Raw genomic sequence first — 13,474 nt, 5'->3', positions numbered from 1 at the left:
GTGCGCTCCTTCCGACACGCCAACGACGAGCTGCCGATCGACGCCCTCACCACCACCGACAGGACGCCACGATCCGGGTGACCTCCTGACCCGCGCCGGTCGGGCCGGCGGACGTGTCAATGTAGTGTTGACGGGTGACCCCGGAGGTGGCGCGGCTGGCGGAGATCGGGCCCGCGCGGGCCCGGTTGGACGAGCGGGAGCTGGAGCTGATCGAGCGGGCCCGGCACGACGGCGCGACCTGGGCCGAGATCGCCGGCGCGCTGGGGCTGGGCAGTCGGCAGGCCGCCGAGCAACGCCGGCACCGGCTGGTGGCGGCCCGCCGGTCCCGGCTGGGACGGCTCGACCGGGCCTGGTCGGCCGAGGTGGTGGCGCTGCGGGCCGCCGTCACCGACCTGCACCGGTGGATCGACGCCGACCGGGCCTGGGACGGCCGGTTCCGCCACGCCGCGCTGGTGCGCAGCACGTGCGCGGCCGCCCGCGACGCCGACCCGGGGCCGTTGTACGCGCTGGCCGCGTACCTCGTGGGTGATCTGGCGGCGGTCGGGCCGCGGCTGCCGGCGCCGGCCCGGAGCGCGGCGGACCGGATCGCCGCCGCGCTGTCAACAAAGGATTGACGTGCTTCGACAGCATTGCCCGGACCCCGCTCAACACCTGACGATGTGAGTCTTCCCCGCTCAACTCCGGAGGGCTCATGCGTCGCAACGCCGCACTGTTCGTGACCATCTCGCTGCTGTCCGGGCTCGGCGGCGGCGCCATGGCGCTGGTCGCCGGCATCTGGGTGCTGGACCTCACCGGCTCCACCGCGCGGGCCGCGCTCGCCGGGCTCTGCGTCTACGTCCCGGTGCTGGCCGGGCCGTGGCTCGGCGGATTGCTCGACCGGGTGCCCCGGCGACTGCTGGTCATCGGCGTCAACCTGGCGCTGGCCGCGGTCCTGCTCTGCCTGCTCGCGGTGCGCGGGCCGGGCCAGGCCTGGCTGATCTTCGTCGTCTCGGCCGCCTACGGCGTCAGCTACGTGCTGATCGACGCCGGCGAGACGGCGCTGCTGCCGGCGGCGCTGGCCCCGACGCAGCTCGCCGACGTCAACGGCTGGCGGTCCAGCGCCCAGGAGGGCATGAAGCTGGTGGCGCCGCTGGCCGGGGTGGGCCTCTACGCGTGGCGGGGCGGCCACCCGGTCGCCGTGCTCAGCGCCGCCGTGCCGGTGCTCGTCGCGCTCCTCTACGGCGCGCTGCGGCTGAGGACCGCGCCGGACACGGCACCGGCCGACGGGCCCTCCCGGATGCCCTCGCCCACGCCTCGGCGCCCGCTCCGGGCCGGGCTCGCCGCCCTGCTCGGCCGGCGCGCGGTCCGCGTACCCGTGATGCTCGCCGCGGTCTCGATCGCGATGTCCGGCTTCACCACCGCGGCGCTCTACGCCGTGGTGACCGCGGAGCTGGGCCGACCGTCGACGTTCCTCGGCGTGCTGGCCAGCGCGCAGGGCGGCGGTTCGGTGCTCGGCGGCCTGGCGGTCGGACGGCTCGTCGACAGGAGGGGCGCGGTGGCCGTCGGCATCGCCGGCACGGCGCTGTTCGCCGCCGGCTGCCTGGGTCGGTGCCTGCCCTGGTGGCCGGCCGCCGTCGCCGCCTCGGCGGTGATCGGTGTCGGTCTGCCGTGGACGCTGGTCGCCGCCCTCACCGCGGTCCAGACACACACGCCCCCGGCACTGCTCGGACGGGCGTCCGGCACCGCGAACACGCTGATGTTCGGGCCGATCACGCTGGCCATCCCGCTCGGCTCGGCGGCCGTGCACCTCGGCGGCCGGCCGCCGCTCGTCGCCGCCGCCGTGGCCTGCCTGGCCGCGACGCTGGTGGCGGTCGCCGGGCGCGGGCGGCGACCTCACTCCGCACCGGACACCGGCCGCCGGGACAGGTGGCGGATCAGCTCCGGCCGGGAGCGGATCGGCAATGTCCGGTAGACGTTGCCGAGGGGGTACTCGACGGTCCTGGGCGACCGGAAGATCCGGGTGGCGATCTCCCGGTTCGTCAGCCCGGCCGCGACGGGCAGGCCGGGCAGCACTGGTCGCCGGTGGGCCAGAGCCCGTACCCGTTCGTCAACGGTTCAGCGGCATGTGCGTGGACGCCCGCAACGGCGTCGACGCCGACGGCACGCCGTGGCGACAGTGGGCGTTCTCGCCGGCCTGACCGGTGGGCGCGGCTCGTCCCCGAGGTGCGGGGACGGGCCGCGCCGCGCGTGGTCAGCGCCAGGTGTCGGTGGCGGCGCGGGTGCCGCCGGCCGGCGTGGTGAAGCTCCGGTTCGCGCCGGACTCCCAGGTCACCGAGCCGTCCGGGTTCTTCTTGACGTACTTGTACTCGACCGCGGTGTTCGGCGGCAGGTCGACGGTGGCCCGCCAGACCGGGTAGGTGGCCGGGGAGAGTGCGACCGCGTTGGCCGGGTTCCACCCGCCCAGCGCCGCCACGTTGCCGACCACGAAGACGTTCTGGCCGTAGGCAGTGGTCGCGGTGACCGCGAACGAGGTGGCCACCGCCGTCGACACGGTGTCGCCGCGGAACGTCTCGGTCACCGCGTACGTGCCGGTGGCCGGCGTGGTGAGGGTGCGGTTCGCGCCGGACTCCCAGGTCACCGCGCCGGCCGCGGTCACCTTGACGAACTTGTACTCCAGCGGGGTCGACCGGGGCAGGTCGACGGTGGCGCGGAAGGTGCCGCCGCCCTGCGCGGTGAGCCGGACGCCGTTGGCCGGCGTCCACGAGCCCAGCTCGGGGACGCTGCCGACGACGTACACGTCCTGGCCGGCGGTCGGGGTGGCGCTCACCGTGAACGTGGTGGCGACCCGGTCGGTGGGGCTGGTGGTCGGGCTGGCCGTCGGGGACGCGGTCGGCGACGGACCGGTCCCGGGCCGCGCGTCGACGTGGACGGCGACGGCGTTGTTGGCCGGGACGGTCACGGTGGCCCGGCCGCCGGCGACGGTCACCGTGCCGCCGGTGCAGCCGGCGGCGGTGGCGACACCCGTGATGACGTCGCAGTAGCTGCCGTCGGCCAGCCCGGTGGTGAAGGTGGCGGTGGTGGCGGAACCGGAGTCGTTGATGCCGATCCACGCCCGGTCGCCCCGGTGGAAGCCGATCACGTTGCTGTTCACCGCGGTGAAGTCCGAGACCGTCTTCACCGGGCGGGCCGCGTTGGCCCAGCCGACCATGCCCTTGATGCCGGCGCTGCGGGTCAGGCAGTTCCAGGCCGCGCCGCACACCGTGTCGGTGACCCGCCCGGTGCTGTCGCTCGGCGGGGACTGGTTGCGGTTCGACCAGGTGAAGCTGTCGTAGACCGACGGCTTGCCGTGCGGGTACGCCAGCGCGAAGTAGTTGGCGAGCACGTAGTCGCTGCCGTTCTGGTACGACAGGACCACCCCGTCGCGCTCCAGGTCGTGGTTGGTGACCATGGCGAACACGTTGGCGCTCGGCGCGTCGAGGTTCCAGCTTCCGACGTTGGCCAGCGAGGAGATGGAGCCCTGGAACGCCGAGCGGATGCCCTTGGCGTACCCGAAGTCGAGCACGTCGCCGTTGCCGGTGAACGCCCGGGCCTGCAACGCCGGGTTGCTGGCGCCGTCGAAGATCTCCTGCGCGACGTACGGGCGCCGGCCCTCGGCCACGGTGTTGTTCAGCTTGCCGAGGATCGCGGCGAAGTCGTCCTTCTTGACGTGCTTGACCGCGTCCACCCGGAAGCCGTCGACGCCGAGGCCGATCAGGTCGTTCAGATACCCGGCGATCGTGGTGCGGACCGTCTCCTTCTCGGTGTAGAGGTCCGACAGGGACAGCAGCTCACAGCTGGTCACCTGGGCCTCGTTGTTCCAGTCGCTGATGCCGCCGGCGGTCGGGCAGTTGTCCCCCGGCCGGTGGAAGTCCCCGCTGCCATAGGGCACCGCCGGATAGCTGTAGCCGCTGAACTCGGTGCCGGCGTACCCGCGCGTGCCGGCCGGGTTGTTGGTGCCGGCCATGTGGTTGACCACCGCGTCCACGTAGACCCGGACACCGGCGGCGTGGCAGGCGGTGACCATCGCGGCGAACTGCTGCCGGCTGCCGAACCGGCTGTCCAGCTTGTACGACACCGGCTGGTACACCTCGTACCAGGGGTGCACGCCGTCGGGGCTGTTCGGCAGGCTGACGGACTCCTGCGGCGGGGCCACCTGCACCGCGCCGTACCCGGCGGGCCCGAGATGGTCGGTGCAGGCGGCGGCGACCGAGGGCCAGTTCCATTCCCAGAGGTTGGCGGTCACCTCGCTGGCGTTGAGGACGGTGGCGGCGCGGGCGGGGGTGGCGGTGGTGGCAGCGGCGACGACCGCCGTCCCGCCGGCCGCGACGAGCGCGGCGGCGAGCAGCAGGCGTGCGGCGCGGCCACGGGGGTGTGGCCTGGCGGATGTCATGGCAGGGGTACCTCTTCCGGGTGTTCGACGGGGTGCGCGGGGGATGGACGGCCGTCCCGGTAGCGAACACCATGCGGGATTCATGAAAGTCTTTGCAAGACCTTGCGGCAAACTTTTCGAAACCGGTGCGCAACATGAATCCCGGCCAGACCACCGGTGACCAGCGTCGATGCGCTCCGGGCCGCGCCCCGGACCCGAGTATCCTTCCCGTCCGACAGGACATCCTGGACGTTCAGCGGGCCGGGCTCGTAACCTCGCGGCAAGAATTCCAACGCTTGCGAGGCTGGTGCCGCGGCAGGTTGAGCCGGCCCGGCATGATCGGGACAGCCGCACCGACGCCCGCACCATGGAAGGCCCCGCCATGGCACACACCCGGACCACGCCCACCGCAGCACCCGCCGGGCGGGTGCTGCCCGCGCTGGCGGGGATCGCGCTGCTGATCGCGACCGCCGGCTGCGGCGGCCCGGCCGAGCCGGCGGGTGACCCGACGAACCCCGGCACGCCCGGCGCCTCCGCCCCGACGAGCCCGTCGACCGCCCCGAGCCCGGGCGACCGGGCCGACGTGGACGGCCGGACCGTCCCCGCGGTCGCGCCCGGCCTCGGCTTTCCCGACGGCAGCAAGGTCGACACCGTGTTCGGCGACCCGGGCTCGGCGACGGTGATCCTCACCGCTCCCCCACCGGAGCAGGTGCTGGCCCACTACCGCCGGACCGGTCCGGCGGCCGGCTACCCGGTACGCACCGACACCGCGGGAACGCTGCATCTCACCGGACGCGGATGGACCGTCACGGTCATCACCACCTCCCGGGACACCACCGTCACCTTCTCCCGCGAGCAACCGGCCGAGACGTCCGCCCCGCCCCGGCAGGACGAGACCGAGGTCGCGCTGACCGGCCGCGACCTAGGCGTGACGAACCTGCCGTTCAACTTCCGCTTCCCGCCGGGCAGCCGGCTGCGCGACCTCTCCGACACCACCGCCGGCGCACGGCTCACCCTGGTCGAACCCGCCCCGGAACGGGTGCTGGCCTTCTACCGCGACCACCTGCCCCGGGGCTTCTTCGACGTCACCGGCGACCGCACGGTCGACGGGACCACCACCATCACGTTCGACAAGGACGACGGCGAGTGGACCGGCAGCATCGAGGCGACCGGCGACCAGGTCACCGTGACGACCGTCCACCACCGGTAGACCGGATCTTCCGGGCGCCGGTCCGATGTGCTCGAATCGAGGTCCGTGACGGCGGCCCGCGGTGGGAGGCACAGGATGACGACGGACGACGGCGGTTGGGCCGGCGGCACGTTCGCCAACCCGGTGCTGCCCGGTTTCCACCCGGACCCGAGCGTCTGCCGGGTCGGCGACGACTACTACCTGGCCTGCTCCAGCTTCGAATACTTCCCCGGCGTGCCCGTCTTCCACAGCCGGGACCTGGTGCACTGGGCGCAGATCGGCAACGCGCTGGACCGGCCCGGCCAGCTCGACCTGCCGGCGGCGATGCCGTCCTCCGCCGGCGTGTACGCGCCGACGCTGCGCCACCACGACGGCCGCTTCTGGCTGATCGTCACCGTCTGCGCGGACGGTGGCGGCAACCTCCTCTGCACCGCCACCGACCCGGCCGGCCCCTGGTCCGACCCGGTCCGGCTACCCGGCGTCGCCGGCATCGACCCCGACCTCGCCTGGGACGACGAGGGCACCGCCTGGTGCACCTACGCCGGCATCGAGCAGGTGCGCCTCGACCCGGAGACCGGGCAGACCCTCGGCCCGCCCCGACGGTTGTGGTCCGGCGCCCCGGGCGCGCAGGCCCCGGAGGCGCCCCACCTGCACCGGCACGGCGACCACTGGTACCTACTGATCGCCGAGGGCGGCACCGAACGCGGCCACGCCGTCTCGGTCGCCCGCGCCACCACACCCGACGGCCCGTACCAGCCGTGCCCGGCCAACCCGATCCTCACCCACCGGGGCACCCACGCGCCGATCCAGAACACCGGGCACGCCGACCTGGTCGAGGCCGCCGACGGGTCGTGGTGGATGGTGCTGCTCGGCGTACGACCGGGCGGCGGCACCCCCGGCTGGCACGTGCTCGGCCGGGAGACGTTCCTCGCGCCGGTGACCTGGGTCGACGGCTGGCCCGTGGTCGGCGGCGTCAGCCCGGTCATGGCCGCGCCGCCGTGGCCGGCGCACCCCGTCCCGCCGCCGCCGACGCGCGACGACTTCGACGACGACCGGCTGCACCCGCGCTGGATCTCGGTGCGTTCCCGGCCGGCCGACACCTGGTCGCTGACCGACCGGCCGGGCTGGCTCACCCTGCGGGCGCGCGGCGCGTCACCGGACGCGCCGGACGTGACGTTCGTCGGCCGTCGCCAGGAGCACCCGGCGTGCCGCGTGCGTACCCTGCTCGACCCGGCCGGCGGTCGCGGCGGCCTCACGGTACGCCTGGACGAGCGGCACCACTACGACATCGAGGCGGGCGACGGCGAGGTGCGGACCGTGGCCCGGATCGGGTCGGTGCGGTCGGTCACCGCCACCCGGCCGGTGCCGGCCGGCCCGGTCCGGCTCCGGGTCGACGTGCTCGCCCCGGCGCCCGGCGACTGGCACCCCGGCAAGGAACCGGACCGGCTCCGGCTGGGCGTCGAGCAACCCGACGGCACGTACGACGTGCTGGCCGAACTCGACGGCCGGTACCTGTCGACCGAGGTCGCCGGCGGCTTCACCGGTCGCGTCATCGGCATGTACGCGGCGGCCGGCACTGTCGCGTTCGACTGGTTCGACCACGAGGAGACGCCCCTCGCGGGGGCATAGCGGGTCGACCGGGCCGCACGCTCGCCTCAGGCGACCGTGGTGGCGCGACCGTGCGAGGCCCGATGCCGCCGGAGGACGGCGCCGACCCCGTTGAGGGCCACCCCCCACAGCAGCGCCACGGTCGCCCAACGCGCCCACCCCGCGTCCCCGGGTGATTCGGCGAGCACCGCCCGCAGGGCCGCGTACGGGGTGAGCCAGTCGCGTGCCGCGGCCACCGGGGTCAGCAGCGCGTACGCGCCGAGCGGCAGCACGATCGTCGCCAGGCAGGCCCACACCGGCCGGCCGATCAGCAGACCCAGACCGGTCCCGACGAGCTGCGCGAGAACCTGCACCAGCACGCCCGCCACGACGATCGCGCCGACGTGCGCCCACGGATCCGGCGCGGTGGATCCGGCCACGGCCAGCGCGGCGAAGGAGAGGGCGTCGCCGGCGAGCCCCACGGCCACGGCGATCGACGCGGCTGCGGCGAGCGTGGGGAGCACCCGGGCACCGGGGGCCTGGCGGAGACCGTGCGCGAGCAGGACCCCGACGAACGGCAGCAGCACGGAGATCACCCCGTGCACCAGCTCGGCGACCGTGGCGACGGTGCGCTCGTCGGATGGGAGCCCGGCCGTGAGCGCCGCGGCGACGGCGCCGACCCCGATCGTCACCACCAGGAGGGCGCGGCGGGCCCGCGTCCCGACCGCACGCCGCAGCGTGCGGCCGACCGTACCGTGCTGGACCATGTCACCCTCCACATCGACGGACCGACGCCGACGACGATCGCCGACGGGCACGCATCGCGGCACGAGCCGGAGGGTCCGCCCGTGCCCCTACTTTGGTAGCTACCGCCCGCACCTCGACCGCCTAGGCTGCCGGCATGGCCGCCGCGCTGATCACCCTGCTCGTGCCGGACCCGACCGGCGCCCACGCGGTGGCGCGCGACCGCCTCGCCGACGCCGTGGCCGTCACCGTGTCGCTCGGGTACGGGTTGGCGATGCTGCGGATCGGCGACGCGACCGCGGCCGGCGCGGCGATCCCGTGGCCGGTCGACGTGCTGCTCGGCGTGCTCTGCGCCATCGGGTTGTCGGCGCGGCGGCGACGTCCCCTGACCGTGCTGCTCACCCTGCTTCCGGTCGGGGCGATCTCGGTGACGGCGACCGGGCCGGTCCTGGTGGCGCTGTTCACGGCGGCGATCCGGCACCGGGCCCGGCTGCTGTTCACGCTCGGCGCGGCGCACGTCGGCACCGGCGTGGTCTACTTCCTGCTCCAGGGCGACCCGCCGTACCCGGTCTGGGTGGACGTCGTCCTCCGCGCGGTGACCGGCGCGGCAGCGATCGGCTGGGGTCAGTTCGTGCAGGCGTACCGGCGGCTCACCACCTCGTTGCGGGCGCACGCCGCGCGACTTCAGGCCGAGCAGCACCTGCGCGTCGAGCAGGCGCGGCTCACCGAACGGGCCCGGATCGCCCGCGAGATGCACGACGTGCTGGCACACCGGATGTCGCTGATCAGCCTGCACGCCGGCGCGCTGGAGGTGCGGGCCGACGCGCGACCCGACGAGATCGCGGTCGCGGCCGGGGCGATCCGGTCCAGCGCGCACGAGGCCCTTGTGGAGTTGCGGGCCGTCGTCGGGGTCGCGGGCCGGCCGGAACCGCCGCAGCCCGGGCTCGCCGACGTGCCCGACCTGGTGGCCAGCGCCCGGGACGCCGGGATGCGCGTCGAGTTCGCCGACGAGGTGACCGGCGACGAACCGCCGACGATGGTGGGGCGGACTGTCTACCGGATCGCGCAGGAGGCGCTGACCAACGCGAGCAAGCACGGCAGCGACGCGAGCGCGACCATCCGGCTGGCCGGTCGGGTCGGTGAGGGGCTGCGCATCGTCGTGGCCAATCCCCATCCGGGTCCGGGCGGGCGGGCCGGCCAGCCCGGCGGGATGGGACTGGTCGGCATCGACGAGCGGGTGGCGATGGTCGGCGGCCGGGTGAGGTACGGCGCGGAGGGCGGGGAGTACCGGCTCGAGGCCTGGCTGCCGTGGCCGACCTGAGCAGCGCATCCGACGGGCCGCCCTCCGCCGCGTCGGATCCCGGCCGGCGACCGATCCGGCTGGCGGTCGTGGACGACGACCCGCTGGTCCGGGCCGGGTTGCGCATCCTCGTCGGCGGGTCGCCCGACATCGAGGTGGTCGCCGAGGCGGCCGACGGCGCGCAGGCCGTGTCGATGGCACACGCGCACTGGCCGGACGTGATCCTGATGGACGTCCGGATGCCCCGCGTCGACGGACTCACCGCCACCCGGCGCATCCGGTCCCGACCCGGCGCACCGGAGATCATCGTCCTGACCACGTTCAACGCCGACGAGTACGTGCTCGACGCGTTGCGCGGCGGCGCGTGCGGGTTCCTGCTCAAGGACACCCCGCCCCGGGACATCCTCGCCGCGGTCCGCACCGTCGCCCGCGGCGCGGCGATCCTCTCCCCCGCAGCCGTCCGTCGGCTGATCGACCACATCGCGGACCCGGCCGCGGGGATCCGTCGGGCGCGTGCGCGGGACCGGCTGGCCGCCCTCACCGATCGGGAACGGGACGTGGTGGTGCTCGTCGGCGAGGGCCGGTCGAACGCCGAGATCGCCGCCGGGCTGGGCATGAGCCTGCCGACCGTGAAGGGGCACGTGTCGCGGCTGCTGACCAAGCTCGACCTGAACAACCGGGTGCAGCTCGCCCTGCTGGTGCACGACGCCGAACTCCCGTGAACCCGGGCATAAACCTGTGGGCGGCCCGACACGCCTCCCGCATGATCGACTCGTGGACACCTACCTGGAGACCGAACGCCTGGTTCTGCGCCGGTTCACCGCCGACGACGCGGACCTGCTGATCGAACTGGACAGCGACCCGGCGGTGATGCGCTACCTGACCGGCGGCAAGCCGACCGCGCCGGAGCTCATCCGCGAGCGCCAACTCCCGAACATCCTCGCCGGCTACGAGAAGTGGAACGGCGACCTCGGCCTGTTCGCCGCGCACGAGAAGGACGGGGGCGCGTTCATCGGCTGGTTCATCCTGCGTCCCGCGCCGCAGGGCCCGCTGGACGAGGTCGAACTCGGCTACCGGCTGCGGCAGGCGGCCTGGGGCAACGGCTACGCCACCGAGGGCTCACGGGCGCTGCTGGGCAAGGCGTTCACGCAGCTGGGCGTGCGCACGGTCTGGGCGGACACGATGTCGGTGAACCGCGGTTCGCGTCACGTCATGGAGAAGCTCGGCATGACGCTCGTACGGACGTTCCCCACTCCCTCCGACATCACCGTGATCGAGGGCGCCGAGCACGGCGGCGTCGGGTACGAGATCACCAGGGAACGGTGGGAGCGGCGGTAGCCGCCGGCCGGAACGCCGGACGAGCCCCGGCCGATCCGTCACGGATCGACCGGGGCTCGCCGGTGCGCGGTGGATCAGGACAGGTCGAACCGGTCCAGCTCCATCACCTTGGTCCAGGCGGCCACGAAGTCGGCCACGAACTTCTCGCGGGCGTCCTCGCTGGCGTAGACCTCGGCGATCGCCCGGAGCTGCGAGTTCGAGCCGAAGACGAGGTCGACCGCGGTGGCGGTCCACTTCACCTGGTCGGTCGCCACGTCCCGGATCTCGTACACGTGCTCGTCGGACTCCGCCGCCTTCCACCGGGTGCCCGGAGAGAGCAGGTTGGCGAAGAAGTCGTTGGTCAGCACGCCGGGACGGTCGGTGAGCACACCGTGCGCCGTGCCGCCCACGTTGTTGCCGAGGGCACGCAGACCGCCGACCAGGACGGTCATCTCCGGCGCGGTCAGGCCGAGCATGTACGCGCGGTCGACGAGCAGCACCTCCGGCTCGGTCTTCTCGCCCGGCCGCAGGTAGTTGCGGAACCCGTCGGCGCGCGGCTCCATCACCCGGAACGACTCGACGTCGGTCTGCTCCTGGGTGGCGTCGGTGCGACCCGGCCGGAACGGCACGGTCACCTCGACGCCGGCGTCCCGCGCCGCCTTCTCGACCGCCGCGGAGCCGGCCAGCACGATCAGGTCCGCGAGCGAGATCTGGGCGCCGCCGGCGGCGTTGAACTCCCGCTGGACGCCCTCCAGGGTCGCCAGCACGGTCGCGAGCTGCTCGGGCTGGTTGACCTCCCAGTTGCGCTGCGGCTCCAGCCGGATCCGCGCGCCGTTGGCGCCACCGCGCTTGTCGGTCGAGCGGTAGCTCGCGGCCGAGGCCCAGGCGGTGGAGACGAGCTGGGCGGTGGTCAGGCCGGAGTCGAGCACCTTGGCCTTGAGCGCGGCGACGTCGGCGTCACCGACCAGCTCGTGGTCGGCGGCCGGCACCGGGTCCTGCCAGAGCTGGGCCTCCGGGACCCACGGGCCGAGGAAGCGGCTGACCGGGCCCATGTCGCGGTGCAGCAGCTTGTACCAGGCCTTGGCGAACGCCAGCGCGAACTCGTCCGGGTGCTCCAGGAAGCGGCGCGAGATCTTCTCGTACGCCGGGTCGACGCGCAGCGACAGGTCGGTCGTCAGCATCGTCGGCTTGTGCTTCCTGGCCGGGTCGTGGGCGTCCGGGATGATCGCCTCGGCGTCCTTGGCGACCCACTGCTTCGCCCCGCCCGGGCTGGTGGTGAGCTCCCACTCGTAGCCGAACAGGATCTCGAAGAAGCGGTTGCTCCACTCGGTCGGCCGGTCGGTCCACGTCACCTCGAGACCGCTGGTGATGGTGTCGCCGCCCTTGCCGCTGCCGTACGTGCTCAGCCAGCCCAGGCCCTGGTTCTCCAGCGGGGCGCCCTCGGGCTCCGGGCCGACGTGGTCGTCGGCGGGACCGGCGCCGTGGGTCTTGCCGAACGTGTGGCCACCGGCGATGAGGGCGACGGTCTCCTCGTCGTTCATCGCCATCCGGCGGAACGTCTCCCGGATGAAGTGCGCCGCAGCGGCCGGGTCCGCGTTGCCGCGCGGGCCCTCCGGGTTGACGTAGATGAGGCCCATCTCGGTCGCGCCGACGCCGGCCGCCATCTCCTTCTCGGAGGCGTAGCGCTCGTCACCGAGCCAGGTGTCCTCCGGACCCCAGAAGATCTCCTCGGGCTCCCAGACGTCCTCGCGGCCGAAGCCGAAGCCGAACGTCTTGAAGCCCATCGACTCCAGGGCCACGTTGCCGGCCAGCACCAGCAGGTCGGCCCAGGAGATCTGCTGGCCGTACTTCTGCTTGACCGGCCAGAGCAGCCGGCGGGCCTTGTCCAGGTTGGCGTTGTCCGGCCAGCTGTTCAGCGGGGCGAACCGCTGGCCGCCGTCGCCGGCGCCGCCGCGGCCGTCCTCGATGCGGTAGGTGCCCGCCGCGTGCCAGCTCATCCGGATCATCAGGCCGCCGTAGTGGCCGAAGTCGGCCGGCCACCACTCCTGCGAGGTGGTGAGCACCTGGACGATGTCCCGCTTGAGGGCCTCGACGTCGAGCTTGGCGAACTCCCGGGCGTAGCTGAAGTTCGCCCCCAGCGGGTTGCCCTTCTCCGAGTGGGCGTGCAGCACCGACAGGTCGAGCTGGTTGGGCCACCAGTCGCGGTTGGTGCGCGGACGACCGCCGGTCTTCGGGGTCGGCGAGTCGATCGCCGGGTTCTCGCTCTCGCTGCCGTGCGCGGTCACGGAGTCGTGCGCGACCGGGCAGCCGGCCGCCTCCTTGGCGTCCACGCCCTGGGCGCTGACGGGCCCGTTGTCCTGGGTCTCGCTCATCTGTTTCCTTCCGAACTGGCGGATCACTGGCCGAACTCGTGGATCACTGGGCGGTGCGGTCGGTCGCGCAGTCGGGGCAGGTGCCCCAGTAGACGACCTCCGCCTCGTCGACCACGAAGCCGTGGTCGTCGGAGGCGGTGAGACAGGGGGCGTGACCGACGGCGCACTCCACGTCGGCGATCGCGCCGCAGGAGCGGCAGACGACGTGGTGGTGGTTGTCCCCCACCCGCGACTCGTAGCGGGCGACGGCGCCGGCCGGCTGGATGCGCCGCACCAGACCGGCGTCGGTGAGCGCGCGGAGCACGTCGTAGACCGCCTGGTGGGAGACGGTCGGCTGGTCCGCCCGGACCAGCGCGATCACGGTGTCGGTGTCGACGTGCGGATGGTCCCGCAGGGCGGCGAGCACCGCCAGCCGGGGCCGGGTCACGCGCAACGAGACCGCCCGCAACTGGGTCTCGAAGTCGGGCGTCACCCGATGAACACTAGTCCAGTCTTTTGGAATCAATCAAGTTTCTGCCCGGGTGTGTCGGCCGGCACACGCGGAGGTGGGGGCGCCGCCCGCGCGACGCCCCCACCCG

At 73.7% G+C, this 13,474-nt stretch carries 12 protein-coding genes; 7 read left to right on the top strand and 5 right to left on the bottom strand.

Annotated elements, in window-relative coordinates; genetic code table 11:
* Positions 1 to 134 precede the first annotated feature (134 nt).
* The gene (locus ACH495_RS11270; protein ID WP_396857586.1) at positions 135 to 614 is read left to right on the top strand and encodes a hypothetical protein; all 480 of its coding nucleotides are present in this window, start codon (positions 135 to 137) and stop codon (positions 612 to 614) included.
* Between the two features lie 77 nt (positions 615 to 691).
* Complete coding sequence (locus tag ACH495_RS11265; protein WP_396857585.1) at positions 692 to 1,951, top strand: MFS transporter; 1,260 nt, start codon at positions 692 to 694, stop codon at positions 1,949 to 1,951.
* Here the strand turns inward: ACH495_RS11265 and ACH495_RS11260 are convergent.
* Entirely contained in the window at positions 1,873 to 2,052 is a 180-nt protein-coding gene (locus ACH495_RS11260; protein ID WP_396857584.1) for a helix-turn-helix transcriptional regulator, read from the bottom strand. The genes ACH495_RS11265 and ACH495_RS11260 overlap by 79 nt on opposite strands.
* Positions 2,053 to 2,230: 178 nt before the next feature.
* The gene (locus ACH495_RS11255) at positions 2,231 to 4,408 is read right to left on the bottom strand and encodes a carbohydrate-binding module family 20 domain-containing protein (protein WP_396857583.1); all 2,178 of its coding nucleotides are present in this window, start codon (positions 4,406 to 4,408) and stop codon (positions 2,231 to 2,233) included.
* A 361-nt stretch (positions 4,409 to 4,769) separates the two neighbouring features.
* Here ACH495_RS11255 and ACH495_RS11250 point away from each other — a divergent pair, with 361 nt between their 5' ends.
* Positions 4,770 to 5,597, top strand: coding sequence for a hypothetical protein (locus tag ACH495_RS11250; RefSeq protein ID WP_396857582.1), 828 nt, complete (start codon positions 4,770 to 4,772; stop codon positions 5,595 to 5,597).
* Between the two features lie 75 nt (positions 5,598 to 5,672).
* Complete coding sequence (locus ACH495_RS11245; protein WP_396857581.1) at positions 5,673 to 7,205, top strand: glycoside hydrolase family 43 protein; 1,533 nt, start codon at positions 5,673 to 5,675, stop codon at positions 7,203 to 7,205.
* Between the two features lie 26 nt (positions 7,206 to 7,231).
* On the opposite strand, the gene ACH495_RS11240 is transcribed toward ACH495_RS11245, so the two are convergent.
* Positions 7,232 to 7,930, bottom strand: a complete 699-nt coding sequence (locus ACH495_RS11240; RefSeq protein ID WP_396857580.1) for a hypothetical protein — start codon at positions 7,928 to 7,930, stop codon at positions 7,232 to 7,234.
* A gap of 134 nt (positions 7,931 to 8,064) precedes the next feature.
* On the opposite strand from ACH495_RS11240, the gene ACH495_RS11235 reads away from it, so the two are divergent.
* The 3 genes from ACH495_RS11235 to ACH495_RS11225 are packed head-to-tail and all read left to right on the top strand — an operon-like array spanning position 8,065 to position 10,545.
* Positions 8,065 to 9,228 (top strand): sensor histidine kinase, encoded by a 1,164-nt coding sequence (locus ACH495_RS11235; protein ID WP_396857579.1) that lies wholly within the window; start codon positions 8,065 to 8,067, stop codon positions 9,226 to 9,228.
* Entirely contained in the window at positions 9,207 to 9,929 is a 723-nt protein-coding gene (locus ACH495_RS11230) for a response regulator (RefSeq protein ID WP_396858039.1), read from the top strand. The genes ACH495_RS11235 and ACH495_RS11230 overlap by 22 nt, the downstream gene beginning before the upstream one ends.
* A 52-nt stretch (positions 9,930 to 9,981) precedes the next feature.
* On the top strand, positions 9,982 to 10,545 hold the full coding sequence (locus ACH495_RS11225; protein ID WP_396857578.1) for a GNAT family N-acetyltransferase: 564 nt from the start codon (positions 9,982 to 9,984) through the stop codon (positions 10,543 to 10,545).
* Positions 10,546 to 10,619: 74 nt separating this feature from the next.
* On the opposite strand, the gene katG is transcribed toward ACH495_RS11225, so the two are convergent.
* Both katG and ACH495_RS11215 read right to left on the bottom strand, forming a co-directional pair.
* Entirely contained in the window at positions 10,620 to 12,896 is a 2,277-nt protein-coding gene (gene katG, locus ACH495_RS11220) for a catalase/peroxidase HPI (RefSeq protein WP_396857577.1), read from the bottom strand.
* Between the two features lie 43 nt (positions 12,897 to 12,939).
* Positions 12,940 to 13,368 carry a Fur family transcriptional regulator gene (locus tag ACH495_RS11215; RefSeq protein WP_396857576.1) on the bottom strand — a complete coding sequence of 143 codons (429 nt, stop codon included), beginning with the start codon at positions 13,366 to 13,368 and terminating at the stop codon, positions 12,940 to 12,942.
* Positions 13,369 to 13,474: the final 106 nt, after the last annotated feature.

Source organism: Micromonospora sp. NPDC018662 (assembly GCF_044391475.1).
Taxonomy (GTDB): Bacteria; Actinomycetota; Actinomycetes; order Mycobacteriales; family Micromonosporaceae; genus Micromonospora.
The sequence above is the reverse complement of the archived record's forward strand: the minus strand, read 5'-3'. Positions and strand labels throughout refer to the sequence as shown.

Excerpts from the sequence above, each read along its gene's own strand:
- ACH495_RS11265 (WP_396857585.1), top strand. The coding sequence starts at position 692 with ATGCGTCGCAACGCCGCACTGTTCGTGACCATCTCGCTGCTGTCCGGG.
- ACH495_RS11245 (WP_396857581.1), top strand. The coding sequence starts at position 5,673 with ATGACGACGGACGACGGCGGTTGGGCCGGCGGCACGTTCGCCAACCCG.
- ACH495_RS11240 (WP_396857580.1), bottom strand. The coding sequence starts at position 7,930 with ATGGTCCAGCACGGTACGGTCGGCCGCACGCTGCGGCGTGCGGTCGGG.
- ACH495_RS11250 (WP_396857582.1), top strand. The coding sequence starts at position 4,770 with ATGGCACACACCCGGACCACGCCCACCGCAGCACCCGCCGGGCGGGTG.
- ACH495_RS11235 (WP_396857579.1), top strand. The coding sequence starts at position 8,065 with ATGGCCGCCGCGCTGATCACCCTGCTCGTGCCGGACCCGACCGGCGCC.
- katG (WP_396857577.1), bottom strand. The coding sequence starts at position 12,896 with ATGAGCGAGACCCAGGACAACGGGCCCGTCAGCGCCCAGGGCGTGGAC.
- ACH495_RS11255 (WP_396857583.1), bottom strand. The coding sequence starts at position 4,408 with ATGACATCCGCCAGGCCACACCCCCGTGGCCGCGCCGCACGCCTGCTG.